9 protein-coding genes are annotated in these 15,298 nt (G+C 74.2%); 6 read left to right on the top strand and 3 right to left on the bottom strand.

Annotated elements, in window-relative coordinates; all coding sequences use genetic code 11:
* The first annotated feature begins 41 nt into the window (after nucleotides 1–41).
* A complete protein-coding gene (locus tag ACIGQF_RS13260) occupies nucleotides 42–1,493 on the top strand; it encodes a sensor histidine kinase (RefSeq protein WP_399709142.1) in 1,452 nt (483 codons plus the stop codon).
* An 86-nt stretch (nucleotides 1,494–1,579) separates the two neighbouring features.
* Here ACIGQF_RS13260 and ACIGQF_RS13255 read toward each other — a convergent pair whose 3' ends face one another.
* Nucleotides 1,580–2,101, bottom strand: coding sequence for an SUKH-3 domain-containing protein (locus tag ACIGQF_RS13255; protein ID WP_399709139.1), 522 nt, complete (start codon nucleotides 2,099–2,101; stop codon nucleotides 1,580–1,582).
* A gap of 8 nt (nucleotides 2,102–2,109) precedes the next feature.
* A complete protein-coding gene (locus ACIGQF_RS13250; RefSeq protein WP_399709136.1) occupies nucleotides 2,110–2,673 on the bottom strand; it encodes a YwqJ-related putative deaminase in 564 nt (187 codons plus the stop codon).
* Between the two features lie 294 nt (nucleotides 2,674–2,967).
* On the opposite strand from ACIGQF_RS13250, the gene ACIGQF_RS13245 reads away from it, so the two are divergent.
* The 4 genes from ACIGQF_RS13245 to ACIGQF_RS13230 all read left to right on the top strand — a co-directional run bounded on the left by ACIGQF_RS13245 (nucleotide 2,968) and on the right by ACIGQF_RS13230 (nucleotide 9,521).
* Nucleotides 2,968–3,978, top strand: a complete 1,011-nt coding sequence (locus ACIGQF_RS13245; protein WP_399709133.1) for an SMI1/KNR4 family protein — start codon at nucleotides 2,968–2,970, stop codon at nucleotides 3,976–3,978.
* A gap of 6 nt (nucleotides 3,979–3,984) precedes the next feature.
* Nucleotides 3,985–6,924, top strand: coding sequence for an SUKH-4 family immunity protein (locus tag ACIGQF_RS13240; RefSeq protein ID WP_399709130.1), 2,940 nt, complete (start codon nucleotides 3,985–3,987; stop codon nucleotides 6,922–6,924).
* A 209-nt stretch (nucleotides 6,925–7,133) separates the two neighbouring features.
* Nucleotides 7,134–8,069: an LCP family protein gene (locus ACIGQF_RS13235; protein WP_399710124.1), complete on the top strand. Its 936-nt coding sequence runs from the start codon at nucleotides 7,134–7,136 to the stop codon at nucleotides 8,067–8,069.
* 174 nt (nucleotides 8,070–8,243) lie between these two features.
* The gene (locus ACIGQF_RS13230) at nucleotides 8,244–9,521 is read left to right on the top strand and encodes a cellulose-binding protein (RefSeq protein ID WP_399709127.1); all 1,278 of its coding nucleotides are present in this window, start codon (nucleotides 8,244–8,246) and stop codon (nucleotides 9,519–9,521) included.
* A 28-nt stretch (nucleotides 9,522–9,549) separates the two neighbouring features.
* Here the strand turns inward: ACIGQF_RS13230 and ACIGQF_RS13225 are convergent, their stop codons facing one another.
* Complete coding sequence (locus tag ACIGQF_RS13225) at nucleotides 9,550–11,148, bottom strand: MFS transporter (protein WP_399710122.1); 1,599 nt, start codon at nucleotides 11,146–11,148, stop codon at nucleotides 9,550–9,552.
* A 555-nt stretch (nucleotides 11,149–11,703) separates the two neighbouring features.
* Here ACIGQF_RS13225 and mfd point away from each other — a divergent pair.
* Nucleotides 11,704–15,240 (top strand): transcription-repair coupling factor, encoded by a 3,537-nt coding sequence (gene mfd, locus ACIGQF_RS13220; RefSeq protein ID WP_399709124.1) that lies wholly within the window; start codon nucleotides 11,704–11,706, stop codon nucleotides 15,238–15,240.
* Nucleotides 15,241–15,298 lie beyond the last annotated feature (58 nt).

Below are 15,298 nucleotides of genomic sequence, written 5' to 3'. Positions count from 1 at the left end.
GTGGCCGGAAAACGGTGGCGGGCGCCCGTAGGGTGGGCGGTATGACCACGACGGGGGTAAGGGACGCCGGGGGCGTCAGGGGCGCGCCGCACAGCGGGCCGTGGTGGTGGGAGCGCCGCCGTGGCGCCGTGCTGGACGTGTTCCTGGCGGTCGCCTCGACGGTGGAGTGCGTCTTCGAGGGGGTGCAGTTCGCCGAGGAGTCCCGGCTGCCGATGGTGGCGGGAATCGTGCTCGGACTGCTGGTCGGCCCGGTGCTGCTGGTGCGCCGCAAGTGGCCGATTGTCGTCGTACTGGTCTCGATCGCGGTGTCCCCGGCGGAGCTGGGCGGGCTGCTGACGGTCGTGGGCCTGTACACGCTGGCGGCGTCGGACGTGCCGCGGCGGTTCACGGTGCTGCTGGCGGGGATGTCCGTCGTCGGCACGCTCATCATCACGAGCCTGAACATGGCGCAGGACGTGGCGTCGCAGGAGGACTTCGACCCGCCGTGGTGGTTCGTTCCGCTGTCGTCGGTGGCGCTGGGCCTGGTCCTGACGGCACCGCCGGTGCTGCTGGGGCTGTACGTGGGGGCGCGGCGCCGGCTGGTGGAGAGCCTGCGGGAGCGCGCGGACGGCCTGGAGCGGGAGCTGATGCTGCTCGCGGAGCGCGCCGAGGAGCGCGCGGAGTGGGCGCGGAACGAGGAGCGGACGCGGATCGCGCGCGAGATGCACGACGTGGTGGCGCACCGGGTGAGCCTGATGGTGGTGCACGCGGCGGCGTTGCAGGCGGTGGCGCTGAAGGACCCCGAGAAGGCGTCGCGGAATGCGGGCCTGGTGGGGGACATGGGTCGGCAGGCGCTGACGGAACTGCGGGAAATGCTGGGGGTGCTGCGTACGGGGGAGGGCGCGGCGGCGTCGGTGCGGGTGTCGGACGAGCCGGAGCGTCTGGTGGCGGTGGCGTCCAAGGTGTCGCGGGTGCCGCGGATGCCGGAGTCCGCGGGGCCGGCGGGCGCCGGGGCCGGCGGGGTGGCCGCGGGTGGTGCGCCGGGTGCGGTGCGGGCGCGCGTCGAGGCGGGCGGCGGGGTGTCGGGGCCGGTGGAGAGCGAAGGGGAGGGGCCGTCGCTGGCGGAGGTGGCGGCGTTGGTGGACCAGTCGCGCGCCGCGGGCACGGTGGTGGAGCTGTCGGTGGACGGGGAGCCGGGGGCGTACGGGCCGGGGGTGGAGCAGACCGCGTTCCGTGTGGTGCAGGAGGCGCTGACGAACGTGCACAAGCACGCGCCGGGGGCGGCGGTGCGGGTGCGGCTGGCGCACCGCGAGGGGGAGGTCGCGGTGCAGGTGGAGAACGGTCCGTCGGCGCGCGGTGCGGCGGACGCGGGCCTGCCGAGCGGGGGCAATGGCCTGGTGGGGATGCGTGAGCGGGTGACCGGCCTGGGCGGGGTGTTCGTCTCGGGCCCGACGGACGCGGGCGGTTTCCGGGTGTCGGCGGTGCTCCCCGCGGGCGAGGCGCCGCAGCCGTAACGGGGGGGGGAGGGGCCGCCCTGCGGCGGCCGGTCGTACGGCGTGGCGCGGGCCCCTGTCCCGGGGCCGGTCCAGGTGTCGCGGGGTCAGTCCGTGGCGACCGTCAGGCGGGTGGGGCGGCTGCCGAGGACGAGGGTGCCGAGGGCCTGGTCGAGGTCGTGGCCGAGGTACCAGTCGCCGGTGTGGTCGAGGCTGTAGACCCGGCCCTGTGCGTCGATGGCGAGGGTGGCCTGGCTGTCGGCCTCGCGGCCGAGGGGAGCGACCTGGGTGTCCAGCGCGCGGCCGAGGTCGCCCAGCGTGCGGGCGAGGTGGATGCCGTACAGCGGGTCGATCTCGAAGGGTGTGGGCGCGATGTGCCGGCCGGGGCCGGGCGCGCTGATGCGCAGGGTGCCGAATTCGGCCCAGGCCTCGACGGCGGCGGGGAAGACGGTGTGCCGGTGGCCGCCGGGCGAGGTGTGCTCGCGGAGGGCGTCGGCCCAGCGTTCGGCCTGCTTGATGTCCCAGCGGCCGGGCTGCCAGCCGGCTTCGTGCAGGGCGGCGTCGACGGCGACGGGGAAGCGGGTGGTGTCGCCGGCGGCGCGGTCGTACGCGGTGGTGGAGGGGGTCATGGTGCGGTTCAGCTCCCTGCCGAGGCGAAGCCGACGGGCATGACGCCGAAGAAGGCGAGGAGCGCGTCGCAGGAGCGGCAGGGTGCCGCGTAGTGGCCGTGCTGGGGGTCGCCGTCCTCGCGGATGTGGCGGGCGGTGAGTTTGGAGTGCTTCAGGGAGCGGCGGGCCTCGCCGTTGGTGAGGGGCTTTTTGGACTGCCGTTTGGAGCGGTTGGCCTCGACGGCGGTGAGGTGCCGGGAGAGCAGGACGGCTTCGGGACAGCGGCCGGTGAAGCGCTCGCGCTGTGCGGTGCTGAGGGTGTCGAGGAAGTCCTGGACGAGCGGGTGGAGCGTGGGCGGCTGCTCGGACTTGCTCGCGGTGCAGGTGAGGGTCTCGCCGCGGACGGACAGGGCGGCGGCGACGGTGGGGAGGATGCCGTCGCGGCGGTGCCGGAGTACGGGCGGTCCGTCGTGGTCGGCGGTGCTGCTCCAGCCGATCCGGGGATCGCCGGCGGAGTGCGCCGGCGTCGGTGCGGTGTGCTCTTCCGCGGTCCGTTCTTTGGACTGTGCGGTGGACTGTGCGGTTGTGCTCATGCGGTGCTTTCCCTCCCTGCATCCCCCCGTCTGCGGGGGTCAGCCTGCCAAACTCGCTGGGTGTTGCGGAAGTCGGGCTTGCCGTGCGGGTGTCACTGGTCGGTGACAGTCCTTGTCACCGGTCCGTGGCAGTCGGCCGGTCGGGGGTGTGCCAGTACGGGTGTGCGGGCCTGCCGCGGGCGGCCGACGGGTGTCCGGTGGCCGGTCGCCGCGGGTGGCCGGGGGCGGGGGCGGGGGTTGCCGGACCGCTTAGGCTGTGCGGCAGTAGCCAGTTCCAGCCAGGGGGCATCCGCCATGACGACAGGTCCATTCAGTGGGCTGGGGGTACCGCCCAGCCGCCAGGCTGGGGGACATGCCGCGCCACCGAACACGGCCTACGCCGGGCAGGTCGTGCACTTCCCGGACCCGGTGCGGGCGGCGCGCTTCCCGAGGGGGGTGCGGATGGACGGGAACGGGTTCCCGGACTTCTCGCCGTACGCGCGCGCCGCGGCGGAGATCGCCGAGCCGCCGGACGGTTTCGGGGTCGACGAGCTCCGGCTGACGGACTTCGTGTCGGCCAATGCCGCGCTGCACGCGGAGGGCCACGAGCTGTGGGAGGACGTGCCGTCGGTGGCGACGCCGCACGGCTGGACCTGGCACCACGTGGCGGGTACCCGGCGGCTGCAGCTGGTGCCGGTCGAGGTGAAGGCGCTGCTGCGGCACCACGCCGGGCTGGCGACGGCGGCGGTGGACCACGAGAAGCGCGGCACGCGGCCCCTTCAGGAGACGCGGCCCGCGCATTTCGGGCTGCCGTACCGCGACGTGTCGGTGACCGAGGACGCGGTATTGCAGGCCGAGGAGGCTCTGGGGTACCGCCTGCCGGGCGCGTACCGGGCGTTTCTGAAGGCGGCGGGCGGGTGCGCGCCCGTGGGTGCCGCGCTCGACCCGGAGCTGGGGCTGCTGGTGGATCAGCCGTTCTTCACCGTGCGGGACGACGCGGCCGTGAACGATCTGGTCTATGTGAACAAGTGTCTGCGGGACCACTTCACGAAGGACTATCTGGGCGTCGGGTTCGTCCAGGGCGGCGTGATCGCCGTGAAGGTGAAGGGGGACGCGGTCGGGTCGGTGTGGTTCTGCGCGTACGACGACGCGCGGGACCGGGACGGCTGGACGGTCCAGGAGCGGGTGGAGCGGCTGCTGTTGCCGTGCGGTGCGGACTTCGACGAGTTCCTGGAGCGCCTCGCGGGCAATCCGCCGGAGCTGGAGACCGTGGCGAACCTGATGGTGGACGGCGGCTTCGCGCACGCCGTTCCGGTGGAGGGGTGAGGCGCGATGGTGACGTTCGCGCAGGCGCAGGAGCGCGCGGAGCGCTGGGTCAACGGCGAGGTGCCGGCGTACCAGCAGCGTGAGGTGCGGGTACGGGAGTTCGACCTGGGCTTTGTGGCCTGGGCGGAGGACCGCGAGGGCGGCCCGGTCGGGGACGGCGGCCGGCAGCGGCTGGTGATCGCCCGGGACAGCGGTGAGACGACGCTGTGGCCGGGGCTGCCGGTGGGTGAGGTGATTCGCCGGTACGAGGAGGAGTACGGCGCGGTGCCGGACGCCGCGCCGGCGCCCGAGGTGCCGCCGCAGCGCATCGATCTGGAGCAGACGTCGTTCCTGCTGACGCCGCCGGAGTGGCTGCAGGAGGCGGCGGACGCGATCGGCATCCCGGACCGGCGGTCGGGCGCGGAGCCGGCGGCAACACAGCCGTCGGGGGCCGAGCCTGCCGCCGAGCGGGTTGGTGAGCCGGGTGCCGCTGAGTCGTCGGCTGCTGAGTCCTCTGCCGCTGAGCCTTCGGGCGGGTCGGCTGCCGTCGAACCGTCGGCCGTGGTGCCGCCTGTTGAGCCGTCTGCCGCCGAGGCGCCGTCTGCTGTGACGCCGCAAGCCGAGCCGCCTGTTGCGCCTGTCGCGCCTCCCGCGCCTCCCGTCGCGCCGGAGCCGCAGCCGGTGACGGCGGCGGAGCGGGGCCCGGAGGAGTCCGTCGCGCCGGCCTCCGGTACGTCTGCGCCCGCCGCGCCTTCCTGGGAGGGCACGGACATCACCGCGGACGACGAGGCCGACGACCGGTCGGTGGGGCTGCCCGCGACCGTGTTCGCGCCGCAGCTGGACATGGAGGAGGACGCGGCCGCGAAGCCGGACCGGCCCTCGGTGCGCCCGGACGCCAAGACCGAACTGCTGCCGGGCGGCAGCAACCTGCCGCCCACCGCGGTCGCGCCCGCCGTCGAGGACCCGCACGCCGCGGCTCCCGGAGCCGGCCCGGTGCTCTCGGAGCTGCCGCCGCCGTCCGGCCCGCCTGTGACGCACCTGCCGCCGCCTCCCGGGGCGGCCCCGGCGCCGGGCCCGAGTGCGCCGCCGCCCGCTGCCCCCGATATGCCGCCGCCTGCGGCTCCTGGTGTGCAGCCGTCCGCTGCACCTGGTGTGCAGCATCCCGCCGGTCCCGGTACGCCGCCGACCGCTGCTCCTGGTACGCCGTCACCTGCGGCTCCCGGTATGCCGCAGTCCGCTGCGCCCGGTACGCCGCCGCCTCCCGGTGTCCCCGGGGCCGGCCGGCCGTCGCCCGCCGAGATCGCGGACGAGGCGACCGACAAGGCCGAGATCACCCCGCAGGGACCCGGTACGCCGCCGCCCGCTGCCCCCGAAACGCAGCCTCCCGCGGCCCCCGGTACGCCGCCCGCTGCCCCCGGTGGTCCGGCGGGCGGGTATGTGCCGACGCAGCTGGTGTCCCAGCTGGACCCGGATGCGGCCGGGCCCGCCGGCCCCCCGGACGCGGCGGACGGCGCGCAGACGCCGCCTCCGGGCGCGCCCGGCACGCCCGGTACCCCCGCAGCGCCCGGTGCCCCCGCTGTGCCTGCGGCCCCCGGCGCTCCGGGTGGGGGCGTGCACGCCGCCGCCACGATGCTGGCCGACGGCGCGTCGCTGGGCGGCAACCCCGCGGCCGGCCGGACCGGTGGCGGTACGCCGCCGCCTCCCTCGCCGCCCGGTACGCCCGGCGCCGCGGGCCCCGGTACGCCTCCGCCGCCGCCCCCGGCTCCCCACACGCCGCCGGCCGTTCCGGCCAATCCCGGCGCGCCCGGCGGGGGTGTGCACGCGGCGGCCACCATGCTGGCGAGCCCCGGTACGCCGCCGCCCGGTCCCGGTGCGCCGCCCGCAGGGCCCGGTGCGCCGCCGCCCGCGCCGCCCATGGGACAGCACCCCGGTGCGCCCGCCGGGCCGGGCGCGTACGGATATCCGCAGGCGCCGACCGGTCAGCCGACCGTCGGCCCCGGCTACATGGCCGTGCTGCGGTACCGCGCGCCCGACGGCTCCGAGCAGCAGATCATCCGGCGTTCGGCGCCCGGTACGCCGCACCCGGAGTGGCAGATCCTGCACGAGCTGCGCGGCCTGAACGTGCCGCCGCAGCAGGTGCTGGAGCTCCACACCGAGCTGGAGTCCTGCGACCTGCCGGGCGGTTACTGCGCCCGGATGATCCGCGAGACCTGGCCGCAGGTGCGGATCAGCCATACCGCCGCGTACGGCCACGACCATGCCTCGCGGCAGCAGGGCGTACGGCATCTGGTCGAGCACCAGGGCGAGCTGCACCAGGTGGCGGACGGTCCGGCGCGCCCGGCTCCGGTGCGGGTGCCGCTGCCGCACCCGTCGCAGATCCAGATGGCGCCGCCGGCGCCGCCGCAGGCGATCGGCCAGGAGCTTGAGCAGGCGTTCGGGCCGCAGGGGGTGTTCCGCTTCGACCAGCGGGCGGTCTCCCGGCAGGGTGTGCCCGACGTCGTGGCGCAGACCCTGATGTGGGCCGGTGTGCCGGTCGATTTCGGCCCGTTCTTCTGGGGGCAGGCGCAGCCGGGCCGTCCGGTGCCGACGCTGGCCGAGCTGGCTCAGGAGCGGGGCGTGCAGCCGGCTCCGGACGCGGGCTCGTACCTGGTGATGGGCACGGACTTCGGCCGTCAGCTGTGCGTCCAGTACGGCACGGCGCACATCGTGGCGGTGCCGCTGGAGGCCGGCCCCGGCGGTCAGGCGGCGACGCCGCAGTTCGTGAACACCGGGCTGCCCGAGTTCGTGCGCTGCCTGGCGATGCTGGGCCGGATGTGGCGGCTGCGGTACGGGCTGAACCCGGAGCAGGCGGGCCGCTGGACCACGGACTTCCAGGTGCAGCTGGCGGCGCTGGACCCGGCGGCGCTCGGTTCGCCCGAGACCTGGTGGTCGGTCCTGCTGGAGCAGATGTGGGACGGCCTGCTGTAGGCGGTACGGCCCGGTCCCGCCGCGGGGGAGTGTCCCCCGTACGGCGGTGACGACGTGTCATACGTGGCGCTCGACCTGCGAGGCGGGTCGGGCGCCACGATCATGCCGGTATGGCCCCTCCGTCGCTGCCGCAGCCGAGCTCGTCGACGCTGTACCGCGGCGGGCGTGCGCGGCGCCGCCGTAGGCGGTCCTGGCCGCGGCGGATCGCGCTGCTGGTGACGGTGGTGGTGCTGCTGGCCGTCGCGCTGGCGGTCGCGCTGTTCTTCTGGGCGGGCGGACAGCTGCGCCAGATGGACGCAGTGAGCGGCTACTCGGGGCGGCCGCCCTCCGGCAAGGGCACGAACTGGCTGCTGGTCGGTTCCGACACCCGGCGCGATCTGTCCCCCCGGCAGCAGCAGAAGCTGCACGTGGGCCATGACGCGGGCCGCAACACCGATACGGTGATGCTGCTGCACTACGGGGACAGCGGGCCGTATCTGGTGAGCCTGCCGCGGGACAGCTATGTCACGGTCCCGGGGCACGGCAAGAACAAGATCAACGCGGCGTACGGGATCGGCGGCGCGAAGCTGCTCTCGCGCACCGTCGAACAGGCCACGGGCCTGCGCGTCGACCACTACGCCGAGGTCGACTTCCTCGGCCTGGTCCGGGTCGTGGACGCGCTCGGCGGGGTCCGGCTGTGCCTGGACGCGCCGTTGCAGGACGAGAAGTCGGGCGCGGACTTCCCGGCGGGCTGCTCGCACATGAACGGCGTGCGGGCGCTGGCGTACGTACGGGCCCGTTACAGCGATCCACGGGGCGATCTGGGACGCGTGCAGCGGCAGCGGGCACTGATCAGCGCGGTGTCGGCGCGGATGCTCGGCCCCGGAGTGCTGCTGAACCCCTTCCGGGTGGTGCCGGCGCTCGACGCGGCACTGGCGGCACTGCGGGTGGACGACCGTACGGGCGTGGTGGACCTGACGCAGATGGGACTGTCGATGAAACAGGTGGCGGACGGCTCGGGGAAGGCCGTGACGGTGCCGGTGACCGGCCCGGGCGAGCAGATCGCGGGCGCGGGGGACGTGCTCGTGTGGGACGAGGAGAGGGCCCGGCGGCTCTTCCGTGCCGTGCGCGCCGACGAGCCGATTCCGACTTCTGCCGAAAAGTGACGCATCCTTGGGCAGGGATAGGTGCGGAGTGTCGCGTTATGGGTGCTTCGGACGGATCAACAAAGATGTGCGCCGGACCACGTCACTGTCGGAGAGGGGCTTTGAGGGATGAGTGCATCGGTGTCGCCTCACGGGTTCGAGGTCGTACGAGGGCGTGGCTACCGTCCGGAGGACGTGGACCGGAGGGTCGAAGGGCTCTCGGTGGACCGCGACTCCTGCTGGGAGCGGGCGGCCCGCCTCACCGTGCTGGCCAACGAGATGACCGCGGAGCTGGAGCGGCTGCGCGAGTACCTCGCCCAGATGCCGCCCCAGACCTACGAGTCCCTGAGTGAGCAGGCGCGGCTGATCCTGACCACCACGGAGTCCGAGGCGGAGCGGCTGCGCACCGAGGCGGCGTCGACCGCCGAGCGGCTGCGGGACGAGGCGGCGGAGTACGCGCGGGAGCAGGGCGACGCCGCCGACACCTACGCGCTCGAACTGCACCGGGACACCGAGGACGCCGCGGTGCGCGCCGTGGAGGCGGCCGAGGCCGAGGCCGCTGCGGCGGTCGCGGCGGCCACCGACGAGGCCGAGGAGCTGCGCCAGGAGGCCCAGGAGGCGCTGCGCGAGATGCGCCGGCGCACCGCCGAGGTGCTGGAGGACCAGGAGAAGAGCCTGGCCGACAAGTGGGCGGCGGCCGAGCAGCAGCTGGCCGAGCAGGACGCGGCCATGGATCAGCGGGTCGCGGTCCTGGAGGAGCGCGGCGAGGCGCGCATCGTGGAGGTGCAGCGCTACTACGCCAAGATGGAGGAGACCGCGCGCGAGATCGACGAGGAGGCCGCGGCCCGCAGCGCCGATCTGATCGCGCGGGCCGAGGCCGAGGCCGCCCGCGTCGAACGCGCCACGGAGCGGACGCTGCGCGAGCACGAGGAGCGCCGTGAGGAGCTGCGCTCCCACATGGCACACGTACGCAGCAGCCTGGCCACCCTCATGGGCAAGGACCCGGACGCGGCCGAGCCGGAGCCGGACGCCGGCAGCACGGCGGACGCACAGGATTCCGGCCATGTGTACGACGTGACGGCGGACAGCACCGAGGCCGTGCGCGAGCACACCGAAGAGGCCCCGGCCGCGCAGCACGACACGGCCGAGGACGCCGGCCAAGAGGCGGCGCGAGAAGCCTCGTACGACGCGGAGACCACGTACGGCACAGAGACCGCTCACGGCGCGGAGACCTCGTACGGCGCTGCGTCGTACGAAGAGGGGGCCTCGCACGAGGAGGCGCACACGTACCGAGCGGAGCCCGTGTACGAAGCGGCCCCCGTGTACGAGGAGGCGCCCGCGTACGAGGGCAGCGCGGAGGCCGCCCCCGAGGCGGCCGCTGTCTCCGCCCCCGAGGAGGCGCCCGCCAAGCGTGGTGTGGACCCGGACGAGGAGGACACGCTCGAAACCGAGCTGCCGCGCACGGAGGGCTGAGGCCGCAGTCCCCGGAGCCGGTGGCCCGTCAGCTCTTCTCGGCGGGCGCGGCCTCCGTGCCGTCCCGTACGTCGCAGCCCTGCACGTCGCCGTCCCGTACGTCCCCGTCCCGCGCGTCCGCGTGCACGGGGAAGCGGCGCGGTGCGAAGAGCAGCGCGACCAGCGCCAGGAGTCCGGCGGCCGCCGCGCCGTAGTAGACGTGCTCGACGGTGACGTCCACGGCGCGGCGCAGGTAGTCGGCGGCGCGGTCGGTGAGCGCGCCGGCGTGTTCCAGGGCGCGGGACACCGCGTCCAGGCCGTCCGGCAGCCCGGCGCGGAGGTCGGCGGGCGCGTCCGCGAGCCGCCCGGCGAGGGTGGCGTTGGCGACGGCCCCGAAGAGCGCGGCCCCGACGGACTGGCCGACCTGGCGGCAGAAGAGGATCGAGGCAGTGGCCGTGCCCCGTTCGGCGTACCCGACGGAGGACTGCACGCCGATGATCAGCGGCAGCTGGAAGAGGCCGAGGGTGGCGCCCAGCGCGAGCGAGAGCAGCGCGGGCTGCCAGGCCGCGCCCGGGTAGGGCAGCTGCGGGAAGGCCAGCAGGACCAGCGTGCTCGCGGCCATGCCGATGAGCGCGCAGGTGCGGATGCCGAGGCGGTTGTAGACGTGGCTGCTGAGCGCGGCGGCTATCGGCCAGCTCATGGTCATGGTGGACAGCACGAAGCCGGCCGCGATCGGGCCGAGGCCCAGCACCGCCTGCGCGTAGGTGGGCAGGAAGACGGTCGGGGCGACCATCAGCAGGCCGAGGGCGCCGAGCGCGAGGTTGACGGTGGAGATGGTGCGGCGGCGCCAGACCCAGCCGGGGATGATCGGCTCGGCGGCGCGGCGTTCGATGAGCACCGTGGCGGCCGCGCACAGGGCGCTGCCGCCCAGCAGGAGCAGCGAGGGCGTGGAGAGCCAGGGCCAGGCGACGCCGCCCTGGACGAGCGCGGTCAGCAGCAGCCCGCCGCAGGCGAAGATGGCCAGCGCGCCGGGCCAGTCGATGACCGGCCGGGAGGACCGGGAGCGGTCCGAGGCGCCCCCGAGCCCCCTCCTGTTGCCCCCGAGCCCCCTCCTGTCCTCAAAGCCCCTCCTGTCTTCAAAGAAGTGGCGCAGCACGAGCCAGAGGGCGACCGCGCCGACCGGCAGGTTGACGAGGAAGATCCAGCGCCAGTCCGCGTACGCCGCGAGGAGGCCGCCGAGCGCGGGCCCTGCCACGGAGGAGGTGGCCCAGACGGTGGAGAGCCTGGCCTGGATGCGGGGCCGCTCCTTCATCGGGTACAGGTCGGCGGCGATGGTCTGCACGGTGCCCTGGAGCGCGCCGCCGCCGAGGCCCTGCAGGACGCGGAAGGCGATCAGGGAGGCCATGTTCCAGGCACCCGCGCACAGCAGCGATCCGGCGAGGAAGATCACGATGCCGGTGACGAGGACGGGCTTGCGGCCGAAGGTGTCCGAGAGCTTGCCGTAGACGGGCAGGGTGACGGTGACGGCCAGCAGGTAGCCGGAGAAGAGCCAGGAGAAGACCGAGAAGCCGCCGAGGTCCCCGACGATCTGCGGGACGGCGGTGGCGATGATGGTGGAGTCCAGCGCGGCCAGCGCCATGCCGAGCATGAGGGCCGCGACCACGGGGCCGCGCCGGGTGGTGGCGCCCCCGGGCCTGCCGGCCGACCGCGCCGTGCCGGCCGCCTCCGGTGCCGCGTCGGCCGCCTCCGGTGCCGCGTCGGCCGTCCCGGCGGATCTCGGGGCCGGGCGGTCCGCCCCCGACGTCTCCGGCGCTGCCGCCGCGGTCCGCTCCGGGCCCGTACGTCCGCCGGCCCCGCTCACCGTGCCGCCTCCACCGGTCCCGCCCACCGTGCCCCCTCCGCCGTATCCGTGTACGGGACACCATTCCATGCGGGCCCGGATTGCGGAACGGCGCTTCTCGTGCAACGAGACGGCCCGCGCACCGGAGCGGACGACGGCGGAAAGAGGCGGGCCGGGGCGGACGGGTGTCGGCGGCCGGTACGACCGGTGGCTGTCGGCGGGCGGGCGTACCCTGGGAAACCCCGGCCCGCTCACCGCGCACCGGCTGCCGGCGTCACGTACGCCCCGTGCGTCGCGCCCAGCCCGCGGTAGGAAGCGGCCGGTCGTTCGCGTTGTCCGACTCCCTGGGACGGAAGCCTTTTCATGAGCCTGACAGGACTGCTCGACGCCGTCGTACGGGACCCGGCGCTGGCCGAAGCGGTCGAGGCGGCCGTCGACGGGCACCGCCGCCATGTGGACCTGGTCGGCCCGCCGGCCGCCCGCCCGTTCGCCGTCGCCGCGCTGGCCCGCGATGCGCAGCGCCCGGTGCTCGCGGTCACCGCGACCGGCCGGGAGGCCGAGGACCTGGCGGCCGCGCTGCGCTCCGTGCTGCCCGCGGACGGCGTCGTGGAGTACCCGTCCTGGGAGACCCTGCCGCACGAACGCCTCTCGCCCCGCTCGGACACCGTCGGCCGCCGCCTCGCCGTGCTGCGCCGGCTGACCCACCCGAGCAAGGACGACCCGGCCGCCGGCCCCGTCTCCGTCGTCGTCGCGCCCGTCCGATCCGTACTGCAGCCGCAGGTCAAGGGGCTGGGCGAGCTGGAGCCCGTCGCACTGCGCACGGGCCAGACCGCCGACCTCGGCGAGGTCGTCGACGGGCTCGCGGCCGCCGCGTACGCCCGCGTCGAACTGGTCGAGAAGCGCGGCGAGTTCGCGGTCCGCGGCGGCATCCTGGACGTCTTCCCGCCCACCGAGGAGCACCCCCTGCGGGTCGAGTTCTGGGGCGACGACGTCGAGGAGATCCGTTACTTCAAGGTCGCCGACCAGCGCTCCCTGGAGATCGCCGAGCACGGCCTGTGGGCGCCGCCCTGCCGCGAGCTGCTGCTCACCGACTCCGTACGGGAGCGCGCGGCGGCCCTCGCCGAGGACCACCCCGAGCTGGGCGAGCTGCTCGGCAAGATCGCCGAGGGCATCGCGGTCGAGGGCATGGAGTCCCTCGCCCCGGTCCTCGTGGACGACATGGAGCTGCTGCTCGACGTCCTCCCGGCCGGCGCCATGACCGTGGTCTGCGACCCCGAGCGGGTCCGTACGCGCGCCGCCGACCTGGTCGCCACGAGCCAGGAGTTCCTGCAGGCCTCCTGGGCAGCGACGGCCGGCGGGGGAGAGGCGCCGATCGACGTGGACGCGGCCTCCCTGTGGGGCATCGCCGACGTCCGCGACCGCGCCCGCGAGCTGGGCATGATGTGGTGGTCGGTCTCCCAGTTCGCCGCCGACGAGGCGGGGGCCGACGACGGTGACACCCTCAAGCTCGGCATGCACGCCCCCGAGACGTACAGAGGCGACACCCAGCGCGCGCTGGCCGACACCAAGCAGTGGCTGGCCGACGGCTGGCGCACGGTCTACCTCACCGAGGGCCACGGCCCCGCGGCCCGTACGGTCGAGGTGCTCGGCGGCGAGGGCATCGCCGCCCGGCTGGACCCGGAACTGGCGGAGATCTCCCCGTCCGTCGTGCACGTCTCCTGCGGCTCGATCGACAACGGCTTCGTCGATCCGCAGCTGAAGCTCGCGGTGCTCACCGAGACCGACCTCTCGGGCCAGAAGGCGGCCGGCAAGGACGCCACGCGGATGCCGGCCCGGCGCCGCAAGACCATCGACCCGCTCACCCTCGAAGCGGGCGACTACATCGTCCACGAACAGCACGGCGTGGGCCGGTACATCGAGATGATCCAGCGCACGGTCCAGGGCGCCACCCGCGAGTACCTCCTCGTGGAGTACGCGCCCGCCAAGCGCGGCCAGCCCGGCGACCGCCTCTACATCCCCACCGACCAGCTGGAGCAGGTCACCAAGTACGTCGGCGGCGAGGCCCCGACGCTGCACCGCCTCGGCGGCGCCGACTGGACCAAGACCAAGGCGCGCGCGAAGAAGGCCGTCAAGGAGATCGCCGCCGACCTGATCAAGCTCTACTCGGCGCGGATGGCGGCGCCCGGCCACGCCTTCGGCCCGGACACCCCCTGGCAGCGCGAGCTGGAGGACGCGTTCCCGTACGCGGAGACGCCCGACCAGCTCACCACCATCGCCGAGGTCAAGGAGGACATGGAGAAGACGGTCCCGATGGACCGGCTGATCTGCGGCGACGTCGGCTACGGCAAGACCGAGATCGCGGTCCGCGCGGCCTTCAAGGCGGTCCAGGACGGCAAGCAGGTCGCCGTGCTCGTGCCGACCACGCTGCTCGTGCAGCAGCACTTCGGGACCTTCACCGAGCGCTACGGCCAGTTCCCCGTGAACGTCCGCGCGCTCTCCCGCTTCCAGACCGAAACCGAGTCCAAGGCCACCCTCGAAGGGCTCAAGGACGGCTCCGTCGACATCGTCATCGGGACCCACCGCCTGTTCTCCTCCGAGACCAAGTTCAAGGACCTGGGCCTGGTCATCGTCGACGAGGAGCAGCGCTTCGGCGTCGAGCACAAGGAGCAGCTGAAGAAGCTCCGCGCCAACGTGGACGTGCTGACCATGTCCGCGACGCCCATCCCCCGTACGCTCGAAATGGCGGTGACGGGCATCCGCGAGATGTCCACCATCACCACCCCGCCCGAGGAGCGGCACCCCGTCCTCACCTTCGTCGGGCCGTACGAGGAGAAGCAGATCGGCGCCGCCATCCGCCGCGAACTGCTCCGCGAGGGCCAGGTCTTCTACATCCACAACCGTGTGGAGTCCATCGACCGCGCGGCCGCCCGGCTGCGCGAGATCGTCCCCGAGGCGCGCATCGCCACGGCCCACGGCCAGATGTCGGAATCCGCCCTCGAACAGGTCGTGGTCGACTTCTGGGAGAAGAAGTCCGACGTACTGGTCGCCACGACCATCGTCGAGTCCGGCATCGACATCTCCAACGCCAACACCCTGATCGTCGAACGCGGCGACAACTTCGGCCTCTCCCAGCTGCACCAGCTGCGCGGCCGGGTCGGCCGTGGCCGCGAGCGCGGCTACGCCTACTTCCTCTACCCGCCGGAGAAGCCGCTCACCGAGACCGCGCACGAACGCCTGGCGACCATCGCCCAGCACACGGAGATGGGCGCCGGCATGTACGTCGCGATGAAGGACCTGGAGATCCGCGGCGCGGGCAACCTCCTCGGCGGCGAGCAGTCGGGCCACATCGCGGGCGTCGGCTTCGACCTGTACGTCCGCATGGTCGGCGAGGCCGTCGCGGACTACCGCGCCTCCCTGGAGGGCGGCGTGGAGGAGGAGCCGCCGCTGGAGGTCAAGATCGAGCTGCCGGTCGACGCGCACGTCCCGCACGACTACGCGCCCGGCGAGCGGCTGCGCCTCCAGGCGTACCGCGCGATCGCCTCCGCCGGCACCGAGGAGGACATCAAGGCCGTCCGCGAGGAGCTGACCGACCGTTACGGCAAGCTGCCCGAACCGGTGGAGAACCTCCTGCTCGTCGCGGGCCTGCGGATGCTCGCCCGGGCCTGCGGCGTCACCGACATCACCCTCCAGGGCTCCAACGTCCGCTTCGGCCCGGTCGAGCTGCGCGAGTCCCAGGAGCTGCGGCTGAAGCGGCTGTACCCGCGTACGGTCATCAAGCCGGCCACCCACCAGGTCCTGGTGCCCCGCCCGACCACCGGCAAGATCGGCGGCAAGCCCGTCGTCGGCCGCGAACTGCTGTCGTGGGTCGGGGAGTTCCTGACGTCGATCCTGGGGTCGTGACGGGGGCCGGGGCGTTCGTGGGCGGCCCTGGGGGCGTGACCAGGACCACCGGCGGCGC

The organism is Streptomyces sp. NPDC053560 (assembly GCF_044544605.1).
Classification (GTDB): domain Bacteria; phylum Actinomycetota; class Actinomycetes; order Streptomycetales; family Streptomycetaceae; genus Streptomyces.
Note: the sequence above shows the minus strand (reverse complement) of the source record. Positions and strands in the feature narration are given on the sequence as shown.

Excerpts from the sequence above, each read along its gene's own strand:
- ACIGQF_RS13245 (WP_399709133.1), top strand. The coding sequence starts at position 2,968 with ATGACGACAGGTCCATTCAGTGGGCTGGGGGTACCGCCCAGCCGCCAG.
- mfd (WP_399709124.1), top strand. The coding sequence starts at position 11,704 with ATGAGCCTGACAGGACTGCTCGACGCCGTCGTACGGGACCCGGCGCTG.
- ACIGQF_RS13260 (WP_399709142.1), top strand. The coding sequence starts at position 42 with ATGACCACGACGGGGGTAAGGGACGCCGGGGGCGTCAGGGGCGCGCCG.
- ACIGQF_RS13240 (WP_399709130.1), top strand. The coding sequence starts at position 3,985 with ATGGTGACGTTCGCGCAGGCGCAGGAGCGCGCGGAGCGCTGGGTCAAC.
- ACIGQF_RS13250 (WP_399709136.1), bottom strand. The coding sequence starts at position 2,673 with ATGAGCACAACCGCACAGTCCACCGCACAGTCCAAAGAACGGACCGCG.
- ACIGQF_RS13255 (WP_399709139.1), bottom strand. The coding sequence starts at position 2,101 with ATGACCCCCTCCACCACCGCGTACGACCGCGCCGCCGGCGACACCACC.
- ACIGQF_RS13225 (WP_399710122.1), bottom strand. The coding sequence starts at position 11,148 with ATGCTCGGCATGGCGCTGGCCGCGCTGGACTCCACCATCATCGCCACC.